The sequence below is a fragment of the Humidesulfovibrio idahonensis genome, assembly GCF_054657715.1.
Genome location: NZ_BAAHYE010000002.1, coordinates 156,456 through 181,711 on the forward strand (window position 1 = coordinate 156,456; position 25,256 = coordinate 181,711).

21 protein-coding genes are annotated in these 25,256 nt (G+C 64.5%); 8 read left to right on the plus strand and 13 right to left on the minus strand.

Annotated features, from left to right (window positions below):
* The first annotated feature begins 143 nt into the window (after window positions 1-143).
* Window positions 144-1,742 (plus strand): GTPase HflX, encoded by a 1,599-nt coding sequence (hflX, locus tag ACYQ4W_RS00985; RefSeq protein WP_459851817.1) that lies wholly within the window; start codon window positions 144-146, stop codon window positions 1,740-1,742.
* Between the two features lie 16 nt (window positions 1,743-1,758).
* Here hflX and ACYQ4W_RS00990 read toward each other — a convergent pair whose 3' ends face one another.
* Entirely contained in the window at window positions 1,759-4,230 is a 2,472-nt protein-coding gene (locus ACYQ4W_RS00990) for a P-loop NTPase (protein ID WP_459851820.1), read from the minus strand.
* 94 nt (window positions 4,231-4,324) lie between these two features.
* A complete protein-coding gene (plsY, locus tag ACYQ4W_RS00995) occupies window positions 4,325-4,930 on the minus strand; it encodes a glycerol-3-phosphate 1-O-acyltransferase PlsY (RefSeq protein WP_459851823.1) in 606 nt (201 codons plus the stop codon).
* Between the two features lie 168 nt (window positions 4,931-5,098).
* Between plsY and ACYQ4W_RS01000 the strand changes: the two genes are divergently transcribed.
* A complete protein-coding gene (locus tag ACYQ4W_RS01000; protein ID WP_459851826.1) occupies window positions 5,099-5,389 on the plus strand; it encodes a DUF1844 domain-containing protein in 291 nt (96 codons plus the stop codon).
* A gap of 3 nt (window positions 5,390-5,392) precedes the next feature.
* A complete protein-coding gene (gene argC, locus ACYQ4W_RS01005) occupies window positions 5,393-6,460 on the plus strand; it encodes an N-acetyl-gamma-glutamyl-phosphate reductase (RefSeq protein ID WP_459851828.1) in 1,068 nt (355 codons plus the stop codon).
* A gap of 90 nt (window positions 6,461-6,550) precedes the next feature.
* On the opposite strand, the gene ACYQ4W_RS01010 is transcribed toward argC, so the two are convergent.
* The 3 genes from ACYQ4W_RS01010 to ruvX all read right to left on the minus strand — a co-directional run bounded on the left by ACYQ4W_RS01010 (window position 6,551) and on the right by ruvX (window position 10,285).
* A complete protein-coding gene (locus ACYQ4W_RS01010; protein WP_459851830.1) occupies window positions 6,551-8,503 on the minus strand; it encodes a molybdopterin biosynthesis protein in 1,953 nt (650 codons plus the stop codon).
* A 76-nt stretch (window positions 8,504-8,579) separates the two neighbouring features.
* On the minus strand, window positions 8,580-9,956 hold the full coding sequence (gene mltG / locus ACYQ4W_RS01015; RefSeq protein WP_459851832.1) for an endolytic transglycosylase MltG: 1,377 nt from the start codon (window positions 9,954-9,956) through the stop codon (window positions 8,580-8,582).
* Window positions 9,872-10,285, minus strand: coding sequence for a Holliday junction resolvase RuvX (ruvX, locus tag ACYQ4W_RS01020; RefSeq protein ID WP_459851834.1), 414 nt, complete (start codon window positions 10,283-10,285; stop codon window positions 9,872-9,874). Before ruvX ends, mltG begins: the two co-directional genes overlap by 85 nt.
* 193 nt (window positions 10,286-10,478) lie before the next feature.
* Between ruvX and lepB the strand changes: the two genes are divergently transcribed.
* Window positions 10,479-11,345, plus strand: coding sequence for a signal peptidase I (gene lepB, locus ACYQ4W_RS01025; RefSeq protein WP_459851836.1), 867 nt, complete (start codon window positions 10,479-10,481; stop codon window positions 11,343-11,345).
* A gap of 94 nt (window positions 11,346-11,439) precedes the next feature.
* Here the strand turns inward: lepB and ACYQ4W_RS01030 are convergent, their stop codons facing one another.
* From ACYQ4W_RS01030 to malQ, 4 genes are all read right to left on the minus strand, one after another.
* Window positions 11,440-13,371 carry a hybrid sensor histidine kinase/response regulator gene (locus ACYQ4W_RS01030; RefSeq protein WP_459851838.1) on the minus strand — a complete coding sequence of 644 codons (1,932 nt, stop codon included), beginning with the start codon at window positions 13,369-13,371 and terminating at the stop codon, window positions 11,440-11,442.
* Between the two features lie 168 nt (window positions 13,372-13,539).
* Window positions 13,540-15,198 (minus strand): chaperonin GroEL, encoded by a 1,659-nt coding sequence (groL, locus tag ACYQ4W_RS01035; protein ID WP_459854411.1) that lies wholly within the window; start codon window positions 15,196-15,198, stop codon window positions 13,540-13,542.
* 149 nt (window positions 15,199-15,347) lie between these two features.
* Entirely contained in the window at window positions 15,348-15,638 is a 291-nt protein-coding gene (gene groES, locus ACYQ4W_RS01040) for a co-chaperone GroES (RefSeq protein WP_459851840.1), read from the minus strand.
* Between the two features lie 200 nt (window positions 15,639-15,838).
* Window positions 15,839-17,479, minus strand: a complete 1,641-nt coding sequence (malQ, locus tag ACYQ4W_RS01045; RefSeq protein WP_459851842.1) for a 4-alpha-glucanotransferase — start codon at window positions 17,477-17,479, stop codon at window positions 15,839-15,841.
* 251 nt (window positions 17,480-17,730) lie between these two features.
* On the opposite strand from malQ, the gene ACYQ4W_RS01050 reads away from it, so the two are divergent.
* Window positions 17,731-18,108 carry a hypothetical protein gene (locus tag ACYQ4W_RS01050; protein ID WP_459851844.1) on the plus strand — a complete coding sequence of 126 codons (378 nt, stop codon included), beginning with the start codon at window positions 17,731-17,733 and terminating at the stop codon, window positions 18,106-18,108.
* Between the two features lie 3 nt (window positions 18,109-18,111).
* On the opposite strand, the gene ACYQ4W_RS01055 is transcribed toward ACYQ4W_RS01050, so the two are convergent.
* From ACYQ4W_RS01055 to ACYQ4W_RS01070, 4 genes are all read right to left on the minus strand, one after another.
* Window positions 18,112-18,411 (minus strand): isoamylase early set domain-containing protein, encoded by a 300-nt coding sequence (locus ACYQ4W_RS01055; RefSeq protein ID WP_459851846.1) that lies wholly within the window; start codon window positions 18,409-18,411, stop codon window positions 18,112-18,114.
* 60 nt (window positions 18,412-18,471) lie between these two features.
* Window positions 18,472-19,926 carry a glycogen synthase GlgA gene (gene glgA / locus ACYQ4W_RS01060; protein ID WP_459854413.1) on the minus strand — a complete coding sequence of 485 codons (1,455 nt, stop codon included), beginning with the start codon at window positions 19,924-19,926 and terminating at the stop codon, window positions 18,472-18,474.
* A gap of 71 nt (window positions 19,927-19,997) precedes the next feature.
* Window positions 19,998-20,423: an NUDIX domain-containing protein gene (locus ACYQ4W_RS01065; protein ID WP_459851848.1), complete on the minus strand. Its 426-nt coding sequence runs from the start codon at window positions 20,421-20,423 to the stop codon at window positions 19,998-20,000.
* A gap of 768 nt (window positions 20,424-21,191) precedes the next feature.
* Window positions 21,192-21,806, minus strand: a complete 615-nt coding sequence (locus tag ACYQ4W_RS01070) for an L-threonylcarbamoyladenylate synthase (RefSeq protein WP_459851850.1) — start codon at window positions 21,804-21,806, stop codon at window positions 21,192-21,194.
* Window positions 21,807-21,910: 104 nt separating this feature from the next.
* Here ACYQ4W_RS01070 and ACYQ4W_RS01075 point away from each other — a divergent pair, with 104 nt between their 5' ends.
* The 3 genes from ACYQ4W_RS01075 to ACYQ4W_RS01085 are packed head-to-tail and all read left to right on the plus strand — an operon-like array spanning window position 21,911 to window position 24,839.
* Window positions 21,911-23,584 (plus strand): glycosyltransferase family 2 protein, encoded by a 1,674-nt coding sequence (locus ACYQ4W_RS01075; RefSeq protein WP_459851852.1) that lies wholly within the window; start codon window positions 21,911-21,913, stop codon window positions 23,582-23,584.
* A gap of 49 nt (window positions 23,585-23,633) precedes the next feature.
* Window positions 23,634-24,143: a hypothetical protein gene (locus tag ACYQ4W_RS01080; protein WP_459851854.1), complete on the plus strand. Its 510-nt coding sequence runs from the start codon at window positions 23,634-23,636 to the stop codon at window positions 24,141-24,143.
* Between the two features lie 3 nt (window positions 24,144-24,146).
* A complete protein-coding gene (locus ACYQ4W_RS01085; protein ID WP_459851856.1) occupies window positions 24,147-24,839 on the plus strand; it encodes a cyclic nucleotide-binding domain-containing protein in 693 nt (230 codons plus the stop codon).
* Window positions 24,840-25,256: the final 417 nt, after the last annotated feature.

Below are 25,256 nucleotides of genomic sequence, written 5' to 3' on the forward strand. Positions count from 1 at the left end.
CCCAGAAACCGCAAGGCAACATCCAGGGCCTCAAGGCCAATCAGATCCAACGGCTTTCCCGCCTGACCACCCGCCGGTTTCCGCCGGCGGGTGGCGGCTACACCACGGACCAGGCGCGTGAGCTCGGCCTGCTCTCGCGCGACGTGGGCCGCCAGCTCGGCCTGCTCATCGACCGCCAGGGCCGGGTGGAGATGCTCATCGTGGGCGACCCCGCCGCCATCTACATTCCAGAGCTGCCCCGCGCGCGCCTGGGCGAAAAACGCCTGCGCGGCCTGCGCCTTCTGCACACCCACCTTTCCGGCGAGCCCCTGACCCAGGAGGACCTGACGGACATGGTGGCCCTGCGCCTGGACAGCGTTTCCGCCCTCACCGTGGGCGACTTCGGCGAGCCGCAGCAGCTGCACCTGGCCCATGTGGTGCCGGTGAACGCCCTTGCCGCGGCCGACAGCAAACCCTACGACGTGCTGCCCCCGGTGCGCTGGGACAAGTGCGAGGTGGACCACGCCGCCATGGTGCAGGCCCTGGAGGATGAGTTCGCCAGGCAGGAGCGCGCGGCCAAGGCCGACGAGGGCCGCGAACGCGCGCTGCTCGTCAGCGTGTCCTCCGCGCCCAAGATCGTGCAGGAGCGCAGCCTGGACGAGCTGACCGAGCTGGCCCGCACCGCCGGTCTGGCCGCGCCCGCGCGCATGATCCAGCGCGTGCCCAAGGGCGATTCGCGCCACATTCTGGGCAAGGGCAAGTTGCAGGAGCTGGAGGTGGTGTGCCTGCAAACGGGCGCGCAGATCGTCATCTTCGACCAGGACCTTTCGCCCTCGCAGCTGCGCAACCTGGCCGAGACCACGGAGCGCCGCGTGCTCGACCGCACCCAGCTCATTCTGGACATTTTCGCCCACCGGGCCACCAGCCGCGCGGGCAAGCTGCAGGTGGAGCTGGCCCAGCTCAAGTACACGCTGCCCCGGCTTGTGGGCAAAACCCCGGCCATGTCGCGCCTCATGGGCGGCATTGGCGGCCGCGGACCCGGCGAGACCAAGCTTGAGATCGACCGCCGCAGAGTGCGCGAGCGCATCACCAAGGTGAAGAAGGACCTGGAGGAGGTGCGCCGCCAGCGCAGCGGCACGCGCGACCGCCGGGCCAAGGCGGGCGCTCCGGTCATCGCGCTGGTTGGCTACACCAACGCGGGCAAGAGCACGCTTTTGAACACCCTCACCGGCAGCGCGGTGCTGGCCGAGAACAAGCTTTTCGCCACCCTCGACCCCACGAGCAGGCGCATCCGCTTCCCGCGCGAGCGCGAGGTCATCCTCACCGACACCGTGGGCTTCATCCGCCGCTTGCCGCCGGACTTGAAGGAGGCCTTCCGCGCCACCCTAGAGGAGCTGGAGTCCGCCGACGTGCTGGTGCACGTGGCCGATGCCTCGCACCCGGAGGCGGTGGAGCAGATTGAGGCGGTGGAGAGCATTCTGCGCGAGATGGAGCTCTCGGAAACGCCTCGCATTCTGGCGCTCAACAAGTGGGAGCTGCTCGACGAGGACCAGCGCGGGGTGATGCAGCGGCTGTATCCGGCGGCCATCCCGGTGACGGCGCTCAAACGCTCCGGCCTGGTGCCGCTGGTTGCGGCCATTCTGGGGCTTATGCCCACCGACCCGCTGACCGGCCCGCCCCGCGACCCGAACGCGCCTGTGGAGGCGTCGGACGATGGCGTGGCCATATGGGACGTGGAGATGGGGAGTGACGTGGTGCAGTGAGGGGCTTCTGGAGGCCTCACCGTACTGCTTCAATCCACTCCCCTGTCGTGGCAAAAGTAGTAAGCCTCGTCCATGCTGTTTGTAGGCGAATGTCTTGTGACGATCTTTTGATCCTGCCTGACAGTATATTAGCATATTCTTTAGCAACTATTTTTGCAGCATCAACACCTTCATGTCTAAGAGTAATTTTTGTCTGTGCTTCAGATAACGTCACCAGTGGGTAAGTGTCATCACTGATGAGCACCTTGTCTAATTTTAAGAGTCGCTCTTTGGCTGTATTTAAAAGTGCTAATGCTTTTGTCTTCGAGTCTATTCTGTCAGCCAATATCAGCTCTTGTTGAGCGAGAGCGTGTTCCGTGTGGGGGTGCTTATGTGCTTCGAATGCTGTTAAAAGCTTATGGTAAGCATTCTCTTGATCATCGAAATCGCGAAGAGCAAGCCCATACTGCAGCCAGTATAACCCATCTGTTTCAAAATGTTTTTCAAACGATTGATAAATCCCTAAGATCAATAGTTTATCTTTTTTCAAAAATTCATTCAGGAATTTGTGATTGATAAGGCTACGAAACAGACTGCTCTCTTGTTTACCTACATGCTTAATAATTGGCGCATCGTAAACAGTATACGCTGATAATATGGCATAAATGCATTTTTGGAGTAAATCCTTTGGAGTAAGATATTGGAATAGATGTCTGACATATACGGGGTGGCGAGCCGTTAATCTGTTGTTGTCAAAGTGGATGATTCCAGCCAAACGCGTTTCGTATATTGATATATCACTTTCGATGTCAAGAGAAGCTAACGCACGCATGGCTAACTTCTCGCTCAAAGATGAACGATGTATTGTCGCCAATCCGACAATGGTGAATAGCGTTTTGTCCTTTCCAGATGTAAGCAGTAAATAGTCGTCTTCGATAATTTTTTCGAAACCTTTCCCTAGTGTGGATTCTAATAAACCAATAAGAAGTTGTCTCTTGGATTTTGTTAATAACTCTGCACGTCTCTGTGCTGGGGTCATCTTCCCCAGTCTGGTCCATGGCCCAAATTGTTCAAGCTTTTCGAGAATTTTATCAGCATCTTTTTCGTCAATAGTCGAGAGTTTTATGGTCTTCGCATAGTGTCCAAGATGTGCTTTTGTTCGTGATTCCCATATGTTCTGACTCTCGCAACCAACAATAAGTCCATTGTGGATTATTTTATCGTTAAAGACTCGCAGTAAGTCATCTCTATTGCTGTCGATCCTATCAATAAATAGTATGTATTTTTCAGCGGCTGTTCTTTCGAGATATTGAACTGAAGCATACAAATCATCCGCAATTCCTTCTACAAAGTAAACGTGAATCGAACTTGATTCGGAAATTGAAAGTGCAGACTGTCTAAGTATGGTTGATTTCCCCGATCCTGCAGGACCATATGTGACAATAAAATTGCAACTTGTTGTGTATTCTGATTCGATCAAATCAATAAGATCTGTTGTTGATTTCAATATCGCAGGCACACCATCAACGATATCACCCCAGGTTGGTTTAAAACCCCTATAGAAATCTCGTATCTTCCCAGGTTCGGAATTTATAAATAAAGCTAGGTTAGATCTGCTCACAGTGATCATTTTCGAAAACAATTTAGCTACATTATCTTTTTCGTTTTGGGGGGCATTAGTTAGAATTGCTCTTAATGGAGGCGTACGATTGCATGCGATTTCCTCTGTGCTTGGTGCGATCGGGTAACTATGCAGAAGCCATTGTGCAAAAGTGTCCAGGGTTCCCGCTATATGTTCGATTTTGTATTCGGAGAATAGAGATTGTTTTTTGATTGGAGTGATCGATGGGGTAATTAAGAAGGCTGTCGGAGCGGTTGCTCCATGCTTGACCGCATGACGTTCAATCTGTTGATAGAAAACAGGCTCGTCTATTGTTGTACCAATAAAAAGAAAAGTATATTGATGATAATCTTGAGCTAATTCCTGGTACCAAGGAGATTGTTTGTTGCTTTCATCTGCGTAATCCTTAGGTGAGAAGATATAGCCGTCTTCAGGTCGATCAATTGAACCATTTAACTTTATGTAATCCATTTCGATATACAACATGTCTTGTTCGTGAATGCTGCTTTTCCTAACCCGGAAATTAATTTTTTGTTTTGAATTTATGCGTAGGGCAACATCAAATGCGTCATCAATATTTAATGTGTAGATCCTTGCGAATGGGTATTTTGCTATAGTGTTATAGGACTCTGACGGTTTGCAGTGTTTAAATAGTAGCTCTAGAATATTTTGAAGGCGATCACCTAGGATACTTTTTGCTGCTGTGTATGTAGTTTTAAGATCTTCTCCAGAGTAAGGGAGTCCGCTTGACTCGGCTATATGCCTAGAGAGAGAATTGCCCATAAGTACGTTGTTCCCCTGTCTGTCAAAGGACGTACATGATGCTCCCGCGCCGAGCAGTAGGATTAACTTGCCACCTTCAAAAGCTTTCTTTATTATTTCATTCATATTTATTCCCTAATCGAAATTCGACCCGAAAATCAAGCTTTTTGTGCTCATGAGATGAATTACTAAGCGGGATGCAATTACGTCATCCCCTACCCTACGCCCCCTCTTCCGCCTTCTTCTTCCCCTTCAGCCACGGCATCTCCTCCCCCCGGTCCAGGCGCAGGATGTTCTCCCTGTGCCGCCAGAACAGGAACAGCATCACGCCGGTCGCCAGCGGAATCATGCCCCAATTGCCGGAGAGCAGGCAGAACACGGGCAGCGCCAGCGCCAGCGTCAGCGAGCCCACGCTCACGTACCCGGAAAGCCAGATCACCAGCAGGCAGCAAATGGCCGAGACGATGAGCGCGCCCGGCGCCAGCGCGAGAAACACCCCAACCGTGGTGGCCACGGCCTTGCCGCCGCGAAAGTTCAGCAGGGGAGAGTACGCGTGCGCCAAAATGGCCGCGCCGCCAATGAACGAAAGAGCAAGCCAGCTCGTGTCGGCCGGGGCCAGCACCGCGGGCACAAAGCCCTTCAGCAAATCGAGCGCCAGGGTCAGCACGCCCCAGGGCGCGCCGCACAGCCGGGCCACGTTGGTGGCGCCCACGTTCTTGCTGCCCGCCTCGCGCGGGTCTATGCCCTTGACGAATTTCGCCACATACAGGCCAAAGGGCACCATGCCGAGGCCGAACGCCGCCAGAAAAAGCAGAAACGCAATCATGAAGTCTCCTTGCCGCACAGATTCGCAGTTGCCCCCTTGTACATCCTTCGCGGCGTGATGCAAAGCCCCGCCGGACGCTGAATCCCAGGCGTCGCGCCGCGTCTTGGCCTTGTGCGGCGCGCGGGGAAGGTGTATGGCCTAGGCATCCCGTTGATGATGGAGGCGATCATGGCCGAGAGCAAATCTTGCGGCTGCGGCGAGCACCTTATGGGCTTGCCCGACATAGACTTTTCCACCTTTGTGCTGTCCCTGTCCTCCTCGGCCATGGTGAACCTGGGCGAGGCCCCGGACCCCAGCACCGGCAAGGTGGACTTTCAGCCGCACCTGGCCAAGCAGGTCATCGACATCTTGGCCATGCTGCAGCAGAAAACCAAGAACGGCCTGGACGAGGAAGAGCAGAAGCTGTTGTGCGAAATGCTCTACACACTGCGCATGAAATACGTCAGCAAGGTGGAGTAGCCCATGAGCAAGCGCATTCCGGTCGGACTCGTCGGCGTTACCGGCTACACGGGCATGGAGCTGACGCGCGTGCTGGCGGGCCATCCCGGCCTGGAGCTGGTGCGCGCCACTTCAAGGTCGGAGGCGGGCAAGCCCCTGGCCGCGCTGTACCCCTATCTGGCCGGCCCCGGCGACCTGGGCAAAATGGGCGCGCTCACCGTGACCATGCCCGACCCGGCGGATATGGCGGGCGCGTGCAAGCTGGTGTTTCTGGCCGTGCCGCACAAGACCGCCCAGGAGATCGCCGCCGCGCTCATCGAAAAGGGCGTGAAGGTCGTGGACCTCTCGGCCGACTTCCGCCTGCGCGACAAAGCCACCTACGAGCAGTGGTACGCCACGCCGCACACCCAGCCGAAGCTCTTGGCCGAGGCCGTGTACGGCCTGCCGGAGATCTACCGCGACAAGATGCGCGGCGCGCGGCTCATCGCCAACCCGGGCTGCTATCCCACCTCGGCCATCCTGGGGCTTTTGCCCGCCCTTGAGGCCGGGCTCGTGCACACGGACGACATCGTGGTGGACTCCAAGAGCGGCACCACGGGCGCGGGCAGAAAGGCCAGCGTGGGCACGCTGTTCTGCGAGGTGCAGGACAGCTTCAAGGCCTACAACCTGACCCGGCACCGCCACACGCCGGAGATTGAGCAGGAGGTCTCGCTGCTGGCCAAGACGCCGGTGGCCCTCTCGTTCAACACGCATTTGCTGCCCATCAACCGGGGCATTCTTTCCACCATCTACACGCGGCTGAAAAAACCGCTGACCCTGGCCGAGGCGCATGCGCTGTACACGGAACGTTACAAAAGCGAGGCGCTGGTGCGCGTGCTGCCCCTGGGCACCCTGCCGGAGACCCGCTTCGTGCGCGGCACCATGTTCTGCGACGTGGGCCTGGCCGTGGACGAGCGCATCGGCCGGCTCATCATCGTCACCGCCATCGACAACCTGTGCCGGGGCGCTTCGGGCCAGGCGGTGCTTGGCGCAAACCTCATGCTCGGCCTGCCGGAGACCGAGGGCCTGCCCCTGGCCCCGCTCATGCCGTAACGCCCACAGCCCCGAACACGCAAAAACGCCGGACCGCATTGCGCAGTCCGGCGTTTTTTTGTTGCTCGTTCGCTGAGTCTTTGCCGGATGCTACTCCCCCAGCCCCATGCCCGGCCGCATGATCTGCCCGGTGAGCGGCGTGTCGTAGCCGCCAAGGCCGCGCATGCGCTCCTGGAAGCCCTCCTGCCCGATGACCTCGCGCAGGGTCTTGATGCGCGGATCGGCAAGGAAGGCCGTGGGCAGGATGAGGTCGTAGCGTTCCCGCGCCAGGGGCACAAAGTCCAAATCCAGGGCCTTGGCCGCGGCGAAGATGCCCAGCCCGCAGTCGGCCGCGCCGGTGAGCACGTTCACGGCCACGGCCATGTGCGTGTATTCCTCGCGGTCGTAGCCCAGCACCGCGCCGGGCGCTATGCCCGCCTGGGTCAGGTGGTGGTCGAGCAGTATGCGCGTGCCCGCGCCGCGCTGGCGGTTGATGAAGCTGACCTCGGGCCGGGTCAGGTCGGCCACGCCCGTGATGCGCTTGGGGTTGCCCTTTTGCACCATGAGCCCCTGGTGGCGGATGGCGAGGTTGATGACCGTGAGGTCCAGCCCTGGCAGGTGCTTTTGCAAAAAGGGGAAGTTGAAGTCGCCCGTGGCCGGGTCGAAGAGATGGCAGCCCGCGAACAGCGCCGCGCCGTTCTTGAGCGCCGTGAGCCCGCCCATGCTGCCCACGTGGCTCGACACAAGCGAGAGCGGCTCGCCAAGGCCCATGAGCTCGTTGGCCAGCAGGTCTAGGATGTTGTCGTGGCTGCCGATGTGCATGAGCACGGCATCGAGCCCGGCCAGGGGCACCAGTAGCTCGGCCTCGATCATTTCATCCTGGGCCAGCCCCTCGCTCTGGGCGGGAATGCGCATGATCGCCTGGGCCTTGGTCAGGCTCGTGATGAGCCCGGCCCCGCGCGCCAGGGGCGCGGCCATGAAGCCGCCGCCCACCTTGCCCACGGCCAGGCGGATGATCTCCTCCATGCCGGGGCGGCTGGGGGTCTTGCGCGCCAGCCGGGCGGTTATGGTCCGCCTGCCGGGCAGGGCCTGCCTGCCGAGCCAGCGCACTATGGGCTCCAGAACATCCTCCAGGCAGACCACGGCGCTGACCGGATAGCCCGGCGCGCCCACCAGCAGGCGGCCCTCGAAAAGCCCGCGCGTGACGCCGAGCAGGGTGGGTTTGCCCGGCATGACCGCGATGCCGTGGCAGATGAGTTCGCCGAAGTTCTCGAAGGTGGCGTGGGTGAAGTCCTTGCTGCCTGCCGAGGACCCCGCGCCCACCACGACGATGTGCGCGCCATCGGCCAGGGCTGCGGCCACGGCGGCCTTGAGGGCCTCGGGCTGGTCGGGCACCGGCGCGGTCCAGGTGGGCAGGGCCCCCCAGCCGGAAGCGATGGCCCGGAACACCTGCGAGTTGGACTCGATGACCTGGCCGGGCGCCGGCGTGGGCCGGGTGGTGAAGTCCAGCACCTCGTCGCCGGTGGGAATGAAGGTCAGGCGCACGCGCTCCCACACGCTGAGCTCGAAGATGCCCGCGGCCAATAGCGCGCCGATGTCGTAGGCTGAAAGGGTGTGGTTCTGCGGCAGCAAAAGCTCCGTGGCAACGATGTCTTCGCCGATGCGGCGCACGTGCTGCCAGGGAAAGGCCGGGGCCTCGATGCGGACGGTATTGTCGTCCACCTGCTCCACGTGTTCGATCATGACCACGGCGTCCATGCCCTCTGGCAGTGGGTGGCCGGTGTTCACGGGGCGGTAGCCCGGGCCCTTGCGCAGGGTCACGGGGCTGCCCTCGCGAGCGGCGAAGGTGGCGGTGGAGGAGACGGCGATGCCGTCCATGGCCGCGGCGTGGAAGGTGGGCGAGGAGCACCGCGCGAAGATGGGCGCGCAGGTTACGCGGCCCAGGGCTTCGTGGGCGGGAACAAGCTCCGGCTTGATGAGGCTTGCGCGGGTGAGGGCGTCTTTGGCCCGGCGCACTGCCTCCGCCGGTTCGATGGTGGAAAGGTAGATGTTGCGCTCGGCCATGCTGCCTCCGGGGGGTATGTCACAGTAGACCGAAAAATGCCCCAGGGGCGCGCAGGTGTCAAGGCTGGACAAGCTGCTAGGGCTTGGCGGCCTCCTTGGCTTTCGCCGTGGACTTGGCCGTGGGCTTGCCCTTGGTCTTGGCCGCGGATTTGGATTTTGCTGCGCTTTTCGCGACCGTTTTGCCCTTGGCTTTTTTGTCCTGCGCCTGCTTTGTTTTGGTCTCGGGCTTGGCGGCGGGCTTGGTCTCCGCCGCTTTGGCCTCCGCCGGCTTGGCGGTCGGCGGGACTGTGACTGGTGGAACTGTGGCCGGTGGAACGGCGGCCATCGCAGCCGCAGCAGGTTGCGCCCCGGGCGCGGAGCGGTAGTTGTCCGCGCGGTGGCGCTGGTAGAAGTTCACGGCGCGGTTGTGCTCGTCCAGGGTCTTGCTGAACTCGTGCGAGCCGTCGCCCTTGGCCACGAAGTAGATGTACTCGTTGGCCTCCGGGTTCATGGCCGCCTTGAGCGAGGCCAGGCCGGGCGAGCAGATGGGGCCTGGCGGCAGGCCCGCGTGGGCGTAGGTGTTGTACGGGTTGTCCGCGTCCTCGAGGTGCGCGCGCTTCAGGTTGCCGTCAAAGCTCGGCCCCAGGCCGTAGATGGTGGTGGGGTCGCACTGCAGGCGCATGCCCTGGCGCAGGCGGTTCATGAAGACTCCGGCGATGCGCGGGCGTTCTTCCGGGGTGCCGGTCTCGCGCTCCACAAGAGAGGCCAGGGTGACGATGCGCAGCAGCTCGGCGGGCGGCGGCGGGCCCTGGGGCCACAGCTTTTTCGCCGTGCGGTCGAACTCCTTGAGCATGGCCTCGACCACGGCGGTGCCGCTTTCGGCCAGCACGCGCGGCAGCTGGTAGGTCTCGGGGAACAGGAAGCCCTCGGCGCTGTCCGCCGGGACGCCGTATTTTTGGAGCAGGGTGGCGTTGTGCATGGCCTGCTCGAAGTCGGTCTGGTTCGAGAGGTTCTCGGCCTCGAAGAGCTTGGCCGCGCCCCACCAGGGCAGGCCCTCGCGCACAACCACGCGGTGCTGGATGCCGTTGGTGGTGGTGATGACGCGCAGGATCTCCTGCGGGGCCCAGCCGGAGTTGAGCAGGAACTCGCCCGCCTTGGCCAGGCCCTGGTGCCCGCGCAGCTTGGCCAGCAGCATGAAGACCTGGGCGTTGCGGATGATGCCCTCGTCCTCCAGCTCGCGCGCAATGGCGGGCATGGTCATGCCGGGGCGTATGAGCACGACGACTTCCCGGCCCGGCGTCTCCAGCGGGCCAAGAAAATAGATGAGCGCAAAGGCGATGGCCGCCGCGACGGTGACGGCGAAGCCCGCCAGGGTCCACAGCAGGGGCTTTACACGGGATTTTGGCTGATCCAGGTTTCCAGGATCTGCACTGCCGCCTGGCTGTCCAGCCGGCTTTTCATCTTCCGGCTGCACAGACCGGCCTCCTTGAGTTGGGCTTGCGCCGCGGCGGAGCTGAGCCGCTCGTCCATAAGATGCACCGGCGCGGTGGTGCGCCGGGCCAGGCTTTCGGCAAAGTTCCGAACCTGGCGGGTGGTGAGGGAATCCTCGCCGTCCAGAGTCAAGGGCAGGCCCACCACGACGGCCTCCGCGCCCTCGGCCTTGATGAGCGCCACGAGGGAGGCGAACAGGGCGTCGCGGGTGGTGCGCACAATGGCCGGGCGCGGAAAAGCCATGCGTCCCTCCGGGTCCGTTATGGCTATGCCGACCCGCACTTGGCCGTAATCAATGCCGAGCACGCGCATGTGTGTGTCCTTTTTCCGCGCCGGCCGGGCATTTCGCCTGCCGCTGGCGGAGCGGGCGGAGTGTGGGCCAAAGGCCCGGCCGGTGTCAAGGGCGGGAGCGCGTTTTGTCCGCTTCCGGCGGGCGGGCGCAACCCTTTGCCAGCCGCCGCGTCCTCTGTTAGAGTGATGCAGAGAAAGTAGAAGAGGCGCGAGCATGCACCTGAACGTCCTGCCCAGAAGACCCGGCCAGTCCGGAGCTTCCCCAAGTGTTCCTCCCAGCCCGCGCAAGCCCTGGCTGGCGGCGCTGCTGTCCTTTTTGTGGCCGGGGCTTGGTCAGGTGTACAACGGCCGCTTCCGCAGGGGCTTCACGCTCCTGGGCATCGCCGCCGCGTGGCAGCTGCTGGGCATCGGCGCCGCCGAGGCCTTCCGCTGGTGGCTTTCGTCCCTGGCGGGGTACCTGCTGCTTTCGCTCTACACGGCCTGGGACGCGTACCGCGTGGCGCGCGGCCTGGACGAGTACCGCCTGGGCCGGTACAACACCCTGCCCGTCTACCTCGGCATCATCGCGGCCATGACCACGGCCTCCGCGGTGGCGGGCCAGGCCGAGCACGGCTCCTTTCCCATCTACACCGTGGCCCAGACCTCCATGCGGCCCACCCTGCGCTCCGGCGACCGCCTGCGCTGCAAGTCGCTGGCCCCGCGCGACATCATCCGCCGCGGGCAGCTGGTGGTGTTCCAGTACCCGTCCGAGCATTCGCTCATCTTCGTCAAACGCGTGGTGGGGCTGCCGGGCGAGGTGGTGGAGGTGGCCGACGGCCTGGTCTACGTCAACGGCGACCCCATCGAGGAAGGCTACTACGCCTCGCGCGAGCCGGGGTTCAAGAGCCTGGACATGCCGCCCGCGCGCCTTGCGCCGGACGAATACTACGTCATGGGCGACAACCGCCACGCCTCATTCGACTCGCGCAGCTTCGGCCCGGTGAACCGGGCGCGCATGCTGGCCACGCCGCTGTACGTCATCCTCTCCATCAACGAAAAGGGCGAGCTCTTCTGGGACCGCACCGGCCTGCCCGCGCGCTGACCGCTCAAGCCGCCTCCCTCAATTCGCAGGACACGGACATTCTCCGCTGTCCTGGCCTGTTTCTTCCTCACGAGCTTCTCGGCAATCTCACGCCTCAGGCCCGCCCGTCGTCCGCTGCGCCGTCATCCGGGCCTTCCTCGCGCCTGCACGCGGGCACTACGCGGCGCATGGACTGCTTCAGCTCATCCATCTGCACGGGCTTGGTCACATGGTCGTCCATGCCGGCGCGGAGAAAACGCTCGCGGTCGCCGGGCATGGCATAGGCCGTAAGGGCGATGATGGGCGTGGGCTTCTGCCCCCGCGATTCCTCGAAGGCGCGGATGCGCCGCGTGGCCTCGACGCCGTCCATCTCGGGCATCTGAATGTCCATGAGCACGCAGTCGAAGGGACTGTGCATAAAGACCTCCACCGCCTCTCCTCCGTCGCCCGCGCAGGTGATGGAGCAGCCGAAGCGCTCCAGAAGCAGCTTGGTGGACAGGCGGCTCACTTCCTCGTCCTCCACAAGCAGAACGCGCAGCTGCCTGTCCTTGTCCGCGGCCGCCGTGCCGGGCTCGCAGCGCTTTGCCGAGGGCATGGGCTCCGGCAGGGAGAGCAGCGTCTGGAGATAGAAGGTGGTGCCCTGGCCTTTTTCGCTCACCACGGTGATGCTGCCGCCCATGAGGTCGACCAGGCGCCTGACGATGGCCAGCCCGAGCCCCGCCCCCTGGTAGCGCCGCGTAAACGAGCCGTCCACCTGGGTGAAGCGCTCGAACACATGGGCGATCATTTCGTCCCCGATGCCGATGCCCGTGTCGCTGATGACGAGGTAGAGGCGAACCTTGCCGAAATCCGTGCCGTGGGGCTGGGCCCAGGCCTCCAGCGTCACCGAGCCGCTGGGGGTGAACTTGATGGCGTTGCCCAGAAGGTTGAAGAGCACCTGGCGCAGCCGGGCCTCGTCGCCCACGAGCATGGCCGGCAGGGTGTCGTCGGCGCGGACGATGAGCGCCAGCTTGTGCTCCGCGCAGGTGGCGGCGAAAACGTTCGTCGCGGAACTCAGCAGGTCGCGCGTGCAGAAGGGCTGGCGCTGCAGCACCAGCTCCCCGGCCTCTATGCGCGAGAAGTCGAGGATGTCGTTCAGCAGGGCCAAAAGCCTGCGGCCGGAGTCGTAGGCCATGTCCACGAAGCTGGCCTGCTCCTCTGGGGTGCTTTCCTCCTTGAGCAGTTGCAGCATGCCCAGCACGCCGTTGAGCGGGGTGCGTATCTCGTGGCTCATGTTGGCCAGAAATTCGCTTTTGGCCACGCTGGCCGTCTCCGCGGCCTGGCGCGCCTGGCGCTCCTGGTCCATGCTGCGCACAAGCCTTTTGCCCACGGAGACGATGCCCACGAGCCCGATGGCCCAGATGAGGCCGTAGCCGCCGGTGGTTTTGGCCGCCAGGGCGTGGAACTCGCCCAGGTGCGTTGCCAGCGGCACGGAGACGCTGATGCCGCCCCGTATCTCGCCCTCCTTGTAGCCCTGCTTGGCGTGGCAGGGCATGCAGTACCGTTCGATGCGCACGGGCCGCATGATGCGCAGGTAGGGCTTCCCGTCGATCAGCTCGTGCGAGAAGACCTCGTCCACGCCGTCGTGAAAGCTCAGCAAGGCCTCATGCTCCCAGGGATCGGCCAGGTTGTCCGGGCGGATGGGGTTCAGGCTGGTGATGTGCCCCTGCACCTCGGCTGTGTGCTTCTGCAGTTCATACATCTGGCGCGACATGTAGGCGGGGTTGATCATGGTCAGGGTCTTGCCGTCCTTGGTCTCCAGATCGCGCTCCGGCACATCGAGATAGGGGTTGGGCTGGTTGCGCTCGTTGACGCGCACGTACACGCCCCCCTGCGAGGTGTTCCAGCGCCGGAAGGTGAGGTCTTTTTCAAAGGCCACGCGCGCCGCCACCCGCGCCTGGGCCAGGGTGCTTTCGTAGCTGGCGTATATGGAGATGCCCGCCGCCGCGGCGACTAAAATAGACCAGGCCAAACTGGCGAGAACGATAGGATGGCGCTGCAGAATCATGGCGGTGGCCCTCTCAGAGCGGAGCATTGGACGTGCGGAGGTGAACCGCGGAAATGGGGGGATATGAACAATACATGTTTATCGGCTGTTGCACAACATGGGGCGCAAAAAAAGGCCGGAGCCCTTGCGGACCCCGGCCTCTGTGGAAGCGGGAATGGTGAACGGGGGCTAGTACATGCCGCCCATGCCGCCCATGCCACCCATGCCGCCCATGCCGCCGGGCATGGCCGGAGCGCCGGCGCCCTTGGGCTCCGGCTTGTCGGCGATGGCGCACTCGGTGGTCAGAAGCAGGCCCGCCACGGAAGCGGCGTTCTGCAGGGCGATGCGGGTCACCTTCTTGGGATCGATGACGCCGGCCTTGATGAGGTCTTCGTAGACGCCGGTGCCGGCGTTGAAGCCGTAGCCGTCCTTGCCGCCCTTGACCTTCTCGACCACGATGGAGCCTTCGAAGCCCGCGTTGGCGGAGATGGAGCGCAGGGGCACTTCGATGGCGCGGCGGATGATGTCGATGCCGGCCTGCTCGTCGTCGTCCAGGGCCTTCACGGCGTCAAGCACCTTCTGGCTGCGGACCAGGGCCACGCCGCCGCCGGGCACGATGCCTTCCTCAACAGCCGCGCGGGTGGCGTTCAGGGCGTCTTCCACGCGGGCTTTCTTTTCCTTCATCTCGGTCTCGGTGGCCGCGCCAACGTGAATGACGGCGACGCCGCCCACGATCTTGGCCAGGCGCTCCTGGAGCTTTTCCTGATCGTAGCTGGAGGTGGTCTCGGCCACTTCGGCGCGGATCTGCTTCACGCGGGCGGTGATGTCGGCCTTTTTGCCCTTGCCGTCCACGATGGTGCAGGATTCCTTGTCGATGACGACGCGCTTGGCCTGGCCCAGCTCGTTCACGGTGATGGACTCGAGCTTGATGCCCATGTCCTCGGACACGCAGACGCCGCCGGTGAGGATGGCGATGTCCTGGAGCATGGCCTTGCGGCGGTCGCCGAAGCCGGGCGCCTTGACGGCGGCGACGTTCAGGGTGCCGCGCAGCTTGTTCACCACCAGGGTGGCCAGGGCCTCGCCCTCGATGTCCTCGGAGATGATGACGAGCGGCTTGCTCATCTTGGCCACCTGCTCAAGAACGGGCAGCATGTCCTTCATGGAGGAGATTTTCTTCTCGCAGATGAGGATCAGCGGATCGGCCATCTCGCAGGTCATCTTCTCGGGATTGGTGACGAAGTAGGGGGAGAGGTAGCCGCGGTCGAACTGCATGCCCTCGACGACGTCGAGCATGGTCTCCAGACCCTTGGCTTCCTCAACGGTGATGACGCCCTCTTTGCCGACCTTGCTCATGGCCTCGGCGATGATGCCGCCGATGGTGGCGTCGTTGTTGGCGGAGATGGTGCCGACCTGGGCGATCTCTTTCTGGTCGCGGGTGGGCTTGGTCATTTTGCCCAGCTCGGCGACAATGGCCTCGACGGCCTTGTCGATGCCGCGCTTGATGGCCATGGGGTTGCGGCCGGCGGCCACAAGCTTCACGCCCTCGGCGAAGATGCCCTGGGCCAGAATGGTGGCGGTGGTGGTGCCGTCGCCGGCGACGTCGGAGGTCTTGGAAGCGACTTCCTTGACCATCTGGGCGCCCATGTTCTCGAACTTGTCCTCAAGCTCGATCTCCTTGGCGACGGTGACGCCGTCCTTGGTGATGAGCGGGGAGCCGAAGCTGCGGTCGATGACCACGTTGCGGCCCTTGGGTCCCAGGGTGACCTTCACGGCGTTGGCCAGCTTGTCCACACCGATCTTCAGCTTCTCGCGCGCTTTGGCGTCGAAAATGATCTCTTTGGCCATGATTGGACTCCTTGAAATTTATGCCGTTTGGCGTTTTTGTCGGGGTTGGGCGCGGCTTTTCGCCGTCGGCCCCATGCGGCTCCCGCCCGGGCGTTGCGCCCCTGGCTTGCGCCGCCTCTCTCGCCGGAAATTCTCGCCGTTATTGTCCGGCCTTACTTCTCGACAATGGCGAGGATGTCTTCCTCGCGCAGGACCAGGTGCTCTTCGCCGTCGATCTTGATCTCGGTTCCGGCGTACTTGGTGAACAGCACCATGTCGCCGGCCTTGACGGCCATCTTGACCAGGGAGCCCTTGTCGTCGAGCTTGCCGGGGCCAGCGGCCACGACCTTGCCGCGCTGGGGCTTCTCTTTCGCGCTGTCGGGGATGATGATGCCGCCGGCGGTCACTTCCTCGGACTCCAGGCGTTTCACCAAAACACGGTCATTGAGGGGCTTCAACTTCATCTTGTGTCTCCTCCAAGGGTGTAGTTTGTCTTCAAGCCGCGACCCGCGCCTGGATCCCTGTTCGGGAAGACGGCGAGGGAGGGACGCGGCCCCGATTTGCGTGAAAAACCCCGCGACGAGGCGCGGGGCGTTGTCTGCACAGCTTACATAAACATGCGCGGGCCCGTGTCAACACGGGCGGGGCAAAAAATCGAGGCGATTCAGTCCACGCCCACGTTCTTCCGCGCGGGGCTTTCCGTCGTGTCCGCGGCCTTGTCCTGCGCATCGCCTGCCGGAGTGCGGCCAAACAGCTCGCACTGGGCGCGCAGCAGCTCGGCCAGGGCGCGGCCGCCCAGGCCAGCCTGTCCCGTCTTTCCCGTGGGGCCGCACAGGCACAGGCTGTCCTGCGGAACGCGCCAGGTCCAATTGCCCTTGGCCCGGCCCGGAGTGTTCATGCGCGCGCCCGCGCCCAGCTCCAGCAGGTCCTGCGCGGGCAGCACGGCGTGCTGGGCCGTGCTTGCCAGGGCCAGGCGGGTCAGCTCGCGCACGATGTTCTCGCCCGTGGGCTTGCGGCCCAGGTAGCGGTGCAGCACCCGGCGCACGGAGACGTCCGTCTCGGCTTCAAACCAGCCGCGCGTAGTGTTGTTGTCGTGGGTGCCGGTGTAGACCACGCAGTTCTTCTCGTGGTTGTGCGGCGCGTCCGGGCTGGTGGGCGTGTGCGGACCGAAGGCGAACTGCAGGATCTTCATGCCCGGCAGCCCGAAGCGTTCCTTCAAAGCCACCACGTCCGGGGTGATGACGCCCAGATCCTCGGCGATGAGCGGCAGCGAGCCGTGGGCCTCGCGCAGGGCGGCGAGCAACGCCGCGCCGGGGGCGGGCGTCCACTGGCCCTTGACCGCGGTCTTCTCTGCCGCGTCGATTTCCCAATACGCGGCAAAGCCCCGGAAGTGGTCCAGGCGCACCACGTCGAAAAGCCCGAAGTTGTGCCGCAGGCGGCTGATCCACCATGCGAAGCCCGTGGCCTTGACCGCCTCCCAGTCGTACACCGGGTTGCCCCAGCGCTGGCCGGTCTTGCTGAAGTAGTCGGGCGGCACCCCGGCCACGCAGACGGGCTGCCCGGCCTGGTCCAGCTTGAACAGGCCCCGGTTGGCCCAGACGTCGGCGGAGTCGTGGGTCACATAGATGGGCACGTCGCCCACCAGCTCCACGTCGAGCTTGCCGAGCTCCCACTTGAGCCGGCCCCACTGGCGGAAGAACAGCCACTGGCAGAACTGGTGGAAGGTGATTTCGCGGTGCAGGCTCTCGCCGTATCGTCGCAGGGCGGGCTCCCGCCGGTCGCGGATGTCCTCGGGCCAGCCGGTCCAGGCCGCGCCGCCGAAGTGGTCCTTGAGGGCCATGAACAGCGCGAAGTCCGGCAGCCAGCTGGCGTTGTCGCCCCGGAAGGCGGCGAAGCCCGCGTCGTCCTCAAGGGCGCCGCCCGCCGCGGTTGCGGGCATGAGGCGGTCGAAGATTTGACGCAGCATTGCGGCGCGGGCGCGCTCAACGGCGGGAAAGTCCACATGCTCCAGCACGGGCATGATCCAGGCGGCAAGCTCCTTGCGGCTCATGAGCCCGTCTTGGCAGAGCTGCTCCGGGCTGATGCACAGGGTGTTGCCCGCGAAGGCGGAGAAGCAGGAGTAGGGCGAGCTGCCGAGGCTTGCGGCCGTGGGGCCCAGGGGCAGCATTTGCCAGCGGCTTTGCCCGGCCAGGGCCAGGAATTCGCCGAAGCGCAAGGCCTCCGGTCCAAGGTCGCCAATGCCGCAGGCCGAGGGCAGGGAGGTGAGGTGCATGAGCACGCCGCTGGTGCGCCAGGTGTCGGGCATGGTGGTCTCCTTCGGCGTTGGGCGCCGTTCACGGCGCGGATCGCGTGGTGTCGATGCCGTTGCGCGGCCCCGCAAGCTACTGCAAGGCCTGTCATGAAACCGGCCGCTGGCCCGTTGCGGGGGGCATCCGCCTTCTCCGTAACGCGGGCAAAGGGCTTTGCGCAAGCGGGGTTTTGGCCGCTGGCACGCATGGTGCAAGATTTCATGGAATCCGAGAACAGGCCCTGACCGGCCGCAACGAGGTGACAGCCATGCAGAACCAGACACGCCAGTCCGCCCGGACGCCGTATGCCCCCACCCCAGCCCTTGCTCCCCGGCAGCGCATGCTTGCGGCCCTGGGGACCGACGGCGCGACCCTGCACGAACTGGATTACGAGGACCTGGCCCTGACCGTCGAGGGCATGCGGCTGGTGCGCCAGGCCGCACTGACCGTGCTGCGCCGGTTCTCCAGCGTGGAGGACGTCCACGTTCCCCTGGCGCGCGCCCTGGCCCTGTTTCTGGACCAGGTGTTCTGGGACGAAAGCAACGGGGGGCTCATCCTCTGCGCGGACTTCCCCAACGAGAGCTTTTGCCTGCCTGTGCCCAAGGGCCTGTGGGGCCTGCGGCAGCGCTCCGGCCGGGCGCAGTAGTTTTTAGAGGACCACCACGGAGTTGTCCGCGCCGGCAAAGGGGCTGTAGACGTAGCAGTCCGCGTCGGTGTCGTTGATCCACTGGCCCGTCTCGGTGACGAAGCGGTACTGGTAGTTCGCCCCTGTGGGCAGCTCGACGCTCATGCTGAACACGCCCTTGGCCTTGCGCATGGGCGCGGGCTTCCAGCCGTTGAACTCCCCGGCCAGGGAGAGCTTTTGCGCTCCGCCTGCGATCTCGGCCGGCAGCGAAAATCCCACCTTGCACACGGTCTTGTCCTTGGAAAGCTTCTTGGTCAGCGGCATCGGTGCATCCCCCTCTTGGTTTCGGCGTGGCGGCGTGCATTCTGACGCGTGCTCCGGGAGCTACACGCGGGCTCCCAGCGACCGGTAGAGTTCGATGTACTGCGCGGCGGAATGCTCCCAGCTGAAGTCCTGGGACATGGCCCGGTCCACCATGCCCTTCCAGTACTTCTTGTTCGTTCTCCACAAATCAAGCGCCTGGCAGATGGCGGCGTAAAAGCCCTCGGCGTCGGTGCGCGAGAAGGTGAAGCCCGTGGCGCGCGGGTCCGGGTAGGGCACGATGGTGTCCTTGAGGCCGCCCACGGCCGTGGCCACAGGCGGCGTGCCGAAGCGCAGGGCGTACATCTGCGTGAGCCCGCAGGGCTCGTAGCGCGAGGGCATGAGGAAGATGTCCGAGCCCGCCTGGATGCGGTGCGCCAGGTCCTCGGAGTAGCCCACCAGGACGCGCAGGCGGTCGTGGTGCTCCTCGGCCAGCTCCTGCAGCCGGGCCTCGTGCTCCAGCTTGCCCTCGCCCAGCACGATGAGCCCCACCTCCTGCTCCATGAGCCTGGGGATGATGTCGATCAAAAGATCCACGCCCTTCTGCCCGCGGAAGCGGCCGATGAAGCTCAGCACCGGCTTGTCCTCCAGCTGGTCGGGCAGGTGCATTTCCTTCAAGAGCGCGTTCTTGCAGTCCTGCTTGCCCTCGGCGCAGCCGGGCTTGTAGATGCAGGGCAGGTACTTGTCGTCCTGCGGGTCCCACACGGAGTAGTCCGCGCCGTTCAAAATGCCGCGCAGCACGCCGCGGCGCTTGCCCAGCACCCCCTCAAGCCCGCAGCCGAACTCCGGCGTCAGAATCTCCTCGGCGTAGCTCGGGCTTACCGTGGTCACGGAATCGGCGTAGGCGATGCCGGTCTTGAGCAGATTGAAGTCGCCGTAGAACTCGGCCCCGTCCATGTTCCAGGCCTCCGGCGGCAGGCCGGACTCGAAGAACAGGCGCGAGGCGAAGCGGCCCTGGAAGGCCAGGTTGTGGATGGTCAGGACGGTCTTGGTGTCCTTCCAGTAGGGGTCTGTCCTGCGCCAAAAGTGCAGGTAGGCGGGCACCAGGGCGCTTTGCCAGTCGTGGGCGTGGATGACCGCCGGGGCCCAGTCGAGCCTGCGGGCCCATTCCAGCGTGGCGCGGCAGAAGAAATTGAAGCGCTCGCAGTTGTCGAAGTAGTCGCCCGCGTGGGTGTTGTAGAGGTTCCGGCGGTCGAAGTATTCGCCCCGGCCCACGAAGTACACGGGCATGCCGTAGTAGTCGGCCTGGTAGATCTCCGCGGTGATGGGCGCCCAGGGATAGCCCACGGGGCAGCGCTCGGTCAGCAGGCGCAGGCCGAAGCCCGCGGTGTTGATGCGGCCATACAGCGGGGTGACAACGGCGGTGTTCACGCCCATGCGGAACAGGGTCAGCGGGAGCGCGCCCAGAACGTCGGCCAGACCGCCGGTCTTGGAGAAGGGGTACATCTCCGAGGTCATGAACAGGACAAGCGGCTTGATGCCCATGCGTTCCCTCGAATAAACCGCCCGGAAGCAATATCCGGCGCGGGCAAGGCTGAGCCCCGGCGCGTCTAGGGACGCAGCCGCGTAAGCCCGGCGATGAAGTCCTGCACGATGCGTCCGTGGTCGAAGGCCAGGGGAGGCAGGGCGTCCAGGGCGAAAAGAGCTGTTTTGCCGGCGTCGTCGCCCGCGGCGAGCCTGTCCAGATCAAGGGCTTGCGCCGTGTAGACCACGCTCATGGTGTGGCCGCGCGGGTCGCGGGCAGGGTCGGAGTAGACGCCGAGCAGTCCGGTGAGCACCACGTCGAGGCCGGTTTCTTCCTTGGCCTCGCGCACGGCGGCGTTCTCGCAGGTCTCGCCGTAGTCCACAAAGCCCCCCGGCAAGGCCCAGCCCGGCGGCGGGTTCTTGCGCTCCACCAGCACAATGCCGCGCCCGGCCACATGGATGACGACATCCACCGTGGGGCTTGGGTTGCGTGGGTGCGTGGCTGCGGCCATTGTAATTTCCTCTTGGATTGAAACAAAACACGAATGCTGCGGATGCATTGAGCATTTCTGAAGTAGGATATTTGAGCGCAAGTGACAAGCACAAAAGTGTGCCACGCTTGTGAATTTTTCCGTGTCGCGGCGCGTTGCGGACGAGGCTGGCGGCCGAAGGAGGAGGGGGCCAGAGGGCACATCGACGACGCGGATGTGGGGGCGCTCCCGGGGCGGTATAAGTCCTTGCACCCAGGCAAAGCGCCGCAGCGCGGCATGGCGCAGCGCCGAGGCGGGCAAAAACGGCTTCGGCCCCGGGACGCAGCACGCCGCTGCGCAGCCGCAAGGGGCGCGCATCGGCAGAAGCTGTTCGTCAATAGCGTGTGATTCTTGATGGTTGAGATAACGCGAGGCGGAGAGGCGGGGCGAAGAAAAAACGCTGGGTCCTGAAACGAAATCGGCTTCCCGTGGGACCACCCCAGGGAAGCCGGTTTCAGCAAAAGAAGGAAGGATAAACAGGATAGAGCAAGAGCCGGGCCAAAGTTTGAAGAACCGCGAAACAAAAATTAAAAATGAATCATACCAATATGTTGTTTGTTTGCATGGTTTCGCCGCCAGCCCGGTTTTGGCCCTTGGACCCTGAAAAATGGTTTAAGAAATTATACTTGGAACCCGCATATACCGGATTGAGGCCCTGCGGGGGTTCAAGGATTTTTACAAGGCCCTGACGGCGGTTTTGGCCCCGGCTTGAAAAAGAAGGCGGTGGGCGAATGAAATGGCGTTACTGTATTAAATTACTGTAAAAACTTGCGACAAGATTTCTTGCGGCACGGCCCCGGCGCGCAGAACGCTCACCCGGCCCGCGCCCAGCAGGCGGATGAGCGTGGAGGGCGCGCCGCCGTGCGGCAGCGGCGGGCAAAGAAGCGCGGCATCGGCCCCGCGCACCAGGTCCGGGTCCAGCTCTTGCGGATCGGCCGTGGCCGGGCGGCCGCTCTTGTTGGCGCTGGTGGCCACCAGCGCCGGTCCGGCGCGGCGGCACAGCTCGCGGGCCGTGGCGTGCGGGCTGATGCGCACGGAGGAGAAGCCGCTTGCATCGCGCACGTGGCGCGGCAGGTGCTCTTTGGTGCGCACCAGCACGGAGAGCGGCCCGGGCCAGAAGCGCTCGGCCAGCAGAAGCAGGTCCGGCGGCAGCTCCAGGGCGATGGCGGCCAGGCCGTCCATATCCGCCACCATGAGCGGAAAAGGCTTGGCCTCGGGGCGGCCCTTGAGTGCGGCGATGCGCGCGCAGGCTTCGGCCTCGTGGGCGGCGCAGCCCAGGGCGTACAGCGTCTCCGTGGGGTACACGGCCACCCCGCCGCGCAAAAGCGCCGCCGCCGTCGTGTCCAGTTCGTTGTCCGTGGTCATGTCTCCCCCGGCGCCTTCCGCGCTTTTCATCCGCCGGCACATATTCTAGTGTGGCTCCGTTCTTGAAGCGCCACCGCAGCCACCTCAAGCCCAAGCGAGGAACCATGCCGCAACTGTCCGGCTTCCCGGCCCTGTCCATAGCGCCCCAGGCCCTGGCTGACAAGCTGCGCCCGCTCTTGCCCCAGTGGGCCATGGGGCTGGAGGAGCCCGGTCTGGCCCGGTATCTGTCCCTGGCGGCCCTGGGCGCGGGCGACGCGGATGTGGCCGCCTGCGGCGCGGGCCTGGCCTTTTGGTCGTGGCAGCGCGCCCCGCTGGACCCCGCCCGCGCGGAGCTTTTGACCCATGCCCTGCCCGGAACACCGGCGGCGCTGTTCGCCGCGGCCCTGGCTCCGCGCCTGCATCCGCCTCAGGGCGGCGGGCCGGATGCGGACGACATGGCCGCGCTCTTGGCCTGCGGCGACACGGCGCTGCTGGTGCGCGTGCTCTTGCCGCGCCTGCGCGATGCGGCGACGGGTCTGGCCTGGCTGGCTCCGGCCTGGGACGGCCTGCTGCGCCTGGGCAGCGCGGATTTGGCCCAGGCGGCGCTTTCCGCCTGCTGCTGGCCCGGGGGGCTTGGGCCCCTGCGCGCGCGCCTGGCGGCGGAGGCCAGCTTTTTGTACGAGGGGCCTGACGCGGCCCTGGCCGCCCTGGACGAACTTGCGGCCGTGGACGCCGCGGGTCTTTTCGCCGCCTATGGCGGGTATCTGCGGGCCGAGCTGCTGCTGCGCCTGGGCGACGCCGGGGCCGGGCGCGCCGGTCTGGCCGGGCTTTTCGCCGCCATGCCCTGGCACACGCACCTGGGCCTCAAGCTGCACGACCTCGTGCTTGCGCCGCCCGTGGCCGCGCAGGACGAAACCGCCAGCGCCGTGATCCTCGTCTATTCATGGAACAAGGCCGAGCTCACCCGGCAGACCCTGGAGAGCCTGGCGCGCACGGATTACGGCGGCGCGCGCATTCTGGCCCTGGACAACGGCTCGACGGATGGGACCGGCGAGGTCATGGAGGCCTGCGCGGCCCTGTTCCCGGCCGGAGCCCTGCGCGTGCTGCGCCTGCCTGTGAACATCGGCGCGCCCGCCGCGCGCAACTGGCTGCTGGCCCAGCCCGAGGCGCGCCAGGCCGAGTTCGCCGTGTTTCTGGACGACGACGTGCTGCTGCCGGAGCGCTGGCTGCGCCGCCTGCTGGGCGCGGCCCTGGCCCGGCCGGAGCTTGGCGCCGCGGGCTACCGCATCGTCTCGGCCTCGCCGCCGCCCTGTCTGCAATCGGCCGACTACCAGCTCTTCGCCCCCACGGGCGAGGCCAGAACCTTCCGCGACATGCCGGAGAACGTGAACGTGTTCGACAACTGCGCGGGCGCGCTGGATTACGGGCTCTTCACCTACGCCCGGCCCGCCACGCACGTTTCGGGCTGCTGCCACGCCCTGCGCGTGTCCGTCCTGGCGGAACTGGGCGGGTTCGACATCCGCTTCAGCCCCACGCAGTTCGACGACCTGGACCGCGACCTGCGCAGCGCCGTGGCCGGGCATCCGGCCGCCTATGCCGGAGACGTGGCCATCGCCCACGTGCAGCACTCCAGCCTGGCCAAGGCCAAGGGCCCGGCCGCCACGGGCCAGGTGCTGGGCAACAAGATCAAGCTGGAGGGCAAGCACACGCGGGAGCAGATGGACGCCGTGTTCCGCGCCGGGCTGGCCGCCCTTTGGCAAGATCTGGGGAGCAAGTGGGGCGTGCTCGGCCAGGGCTAGCTTTGCAGGAATTATTTGCATCTTCCCTTGATTATGATAAGTGGTAGTCATGAATAAAAGGAAGAGCCTCCCCACTGCGTTATGCGCCGTGCTTCTGCTGGTGACGGCGCTTCTTGCCGGTTGCGCGCACCCGCCCATGACCGTGGGCCACCTGAAGCGCGACCCCTGGTCCCTTGAGGAACCGCACTCGCTGCAAACCAACTTCATGCGCTTCGACTACCAGGTGCTGCCCGTGGGAGACGCCGCCGGCATCAAGGGCTGGGCCTACCTGGACACCAAGAAATTGCCCGGCTGGGCCAAGTGGGTCGAGTCCGTCGGCTTCACCGCCTATTTGTGCGACCCGGACGGCCATGTGATAGCCGAGGACACGCGGACCTTCCTCCCGCGCGAGGCCAGCGCGGACGAGGGCATCGGCTTCGAGTTCACCCTGCGGCCGGAAGCGTGGGGCAAGCGGCCCCTGTTCATCGCCTTCGGCTACCGCCTGGTCCTCACCGAGGGCCGCGACGCGCCGGGCGGCCGCGAACCCTTCTTCGCCAGCGAAGACGCCATAACGAGGTAATGTATGCCGCTGCCAGGAAGCCGGGACAGCTCCGTGGTCATGAAGCGCGTGAGCCAAGGTTCGTTCCTGCAGCGCACCGTGCTCAAGCACAACGTGCTCTTCACCGAGGGCAGCAAGGGCGACGAGGCCTACATCCTCACCGAAGGCAAGATGGAGATCTCCGGCTCCGTGGACGGCCGCAAGAAGGTCTTCGCCGTGCTGCAGCCCGTGGCCATGTTCGGCGAAATGGCCCTGTTCCTCGACAGCCACGCCCGCACCGCCACCGCCATCGCCCTTGAGGACTCCAAGGTCGTGGTGCTGAACAGCGACGACCTGGACGGCTACATCGCCACCGCGCCGCCCGCCATACAGGCCATGCTCAACGTCCTTGTCTCCCGTCTCAAGAACACCACCCAAAAGGCCCTGCGCGCGCCCAACGTGCCCATGGGCATCGTCCGCGTGCTCGACCTGTTCGAGTCCAACGGCAAGACCGAGCTGCATTACGACTTTGCCGTGCGGCAGCTGTCCGACATCTTTGTGTGCAGCCCCAGCACGGTGGAGGGGTATCTGCAGGGTCTGGCCAATCAGGGGCATATCGTCATCGACGCCAGCGGCGCCAGCGGACCGGCCGCTTCGGGCCGGCGCGTGCTGCGCATCAAGACCCCGCACCTGCTGCAAACCGTTCTGCAGGGCGGCAAGCTCGAGAAGGCGGAGTAGGCGACCGTTCCCATGCTCCCCGGGGCATAAGGCCTGGACGAGCCGCTTGCCCGGGCCTTTTGTTTTCAAGACCTCCGTTGGCGGCGGCCTCTCCCGGAAGGATTCCCCCAAGTTTTATTTCCCCCCCACGCCGCCCCGCCGGACGTTCGCCAGCGCCAACCGGAAGAGTCCATGCGCGAGTTGGGGGCCTGCGGGTCTCAGCCCCTTGGCCGCGCCGCTTTTAGCGCCCTGCGCCGAGAGTCGCCGGCGCCGATATTTTGTGTGGGCACGCGCCAAAGCTTGACACTCCGGCTTCGAGGTCTATAAAAATCCGCCAGCACGCCTGTGTTGCGCGTGCCGCCGCCGCATGGCGCGCAAAGGGATCATGGAGCGCAAGGGAGACATGGCCGCCGCGAAACGGCTGTGCTCCGCATCCAG

Excerpts from the sequence above, each read along its gene's own strand:
- ACYQ4W_RS01075 (WP_459851852.1), top strand. The coding sequence starts at position 21,911 with ATGCCGCAACTGTCCGGCTTCCCGGCCCTGTCCATAGCGCCCCAGGCC.
- ruvX (WP_459851834.1), bottom strand. The coding sequence starts at position 10,285 with ATGCGCGTGCTCGGCATTGATTACGGCCAAGTGCGGGTCGGCATAGCC.
- ACYQ4W_RS01080 (WP_459851854.1), top strand. The coding sequence starts at position 23,634 with ATGAATAAAAGGAAGAGCCTCCCCACTGCGTTATGCGCCGTGCTTCTG.
- ACYQ4W_RS01070 (WP_459851850.1), bottom strand. The coding sequence starts at position 21,806 with ATGACCACGGACAACGAACTGGACACGACGGCGGCGGCGCTTTTGCGC.
- malQ (WP_459851842.1), bottom strand. The coding sequence starts at position 17,479 with ATGCCCGACACCTGGCGCACCAGCGGCGTGCTCATGCACCTCACCTCC.
- ACYQ4W_RS01065 (WP_459851848.1), bottom strand. The coding sequence starts at position 20,423 with ATGGCCGCAGCCACGCACCCACGCAACCCAAGCCCCACGGTGGATGTC.
- ACYQ4W_RS01030 (WP_459851838.1), bottom strand. The coding sequence starts at position 13,371 with ATGATTCTGCAGCGCCATCCTATCGTTCTCGCCAGTTTGGCCTGGTCT.
- ACYQ4W_RS01010 (WP_459851830.1), bottom strand. The coding sequence starts at position 8,503 with ATGGCCGAGCGCAACATCTACCTTTCCACCATCGAACCGGCGGAGGCA.
- lepB (WP_459851836.1), top strand. The coding sequence starts at position 10,479 with ATGCACCTGAACGTCCTGCCCAGAAGACCCGGCCAGTCCGGAGCTTCC.
- ACYQ4W_RS01050 (WP_459851844.1), top strand. The coding sequence starts at position 17,731 with ATGCAGAACCAGACACGCCAGTCCGCCCGGACGCCGTATGCCCCCACC.
- ACYQ4W_RS01055 (WP_459851846.1), bottom strand. The coding sequence starts at position 18,411 with ATGCCGCTGACCAAGAAGCTTTCCAAGGACAAGACCGTGTGCAAGGTG.
- ACYQ4W_RS01085 (WP_459851856.1), top strand. The coding sequence starts at position 24,147 with ATGCCGCTGCCAGGAAGCCGGGACAGCTCCGTGGTCATGAAGCGCGTG.
- groES (WP_459851840.1), bottom strand. The coding sequence starts at position 15,638 with ATGAAGTTGAAGCCCCTCAATGACCGTGTTTTGGTGAAACGCCTGGAG.
- ACYQ4W_RS00990 (WP_459851820.1), bottom strand. The coding sequence starts at position 4,230 with ATGAATGAAATAATAAAGAAAGCTTTTGAAGGTGGCAAGTTAATCCTA.
- ACYQ4W_RS01000 (WP_459851826.1), top strand. The coding sequence starts at position 5,099 with ATGGCCGAGAGCAAATCTTGCGGCTGCGGCGAGCACCTTATGGGCTTG.
- plsY (WP_459851823.1), bottom strand. The coding sequence starts at position 4,930 with ATGATTGCGTTTCTGCTTTTTCTGGCGGCGTTCGGCCTCGGCATGGTG.
- argC (WP_459851828.1), top strand. The coding sequence starts at position 5,393 with ATGAGCAAGCGCATTCCGGTCGGACTCGTCGGCGTTACCGGCTACACG.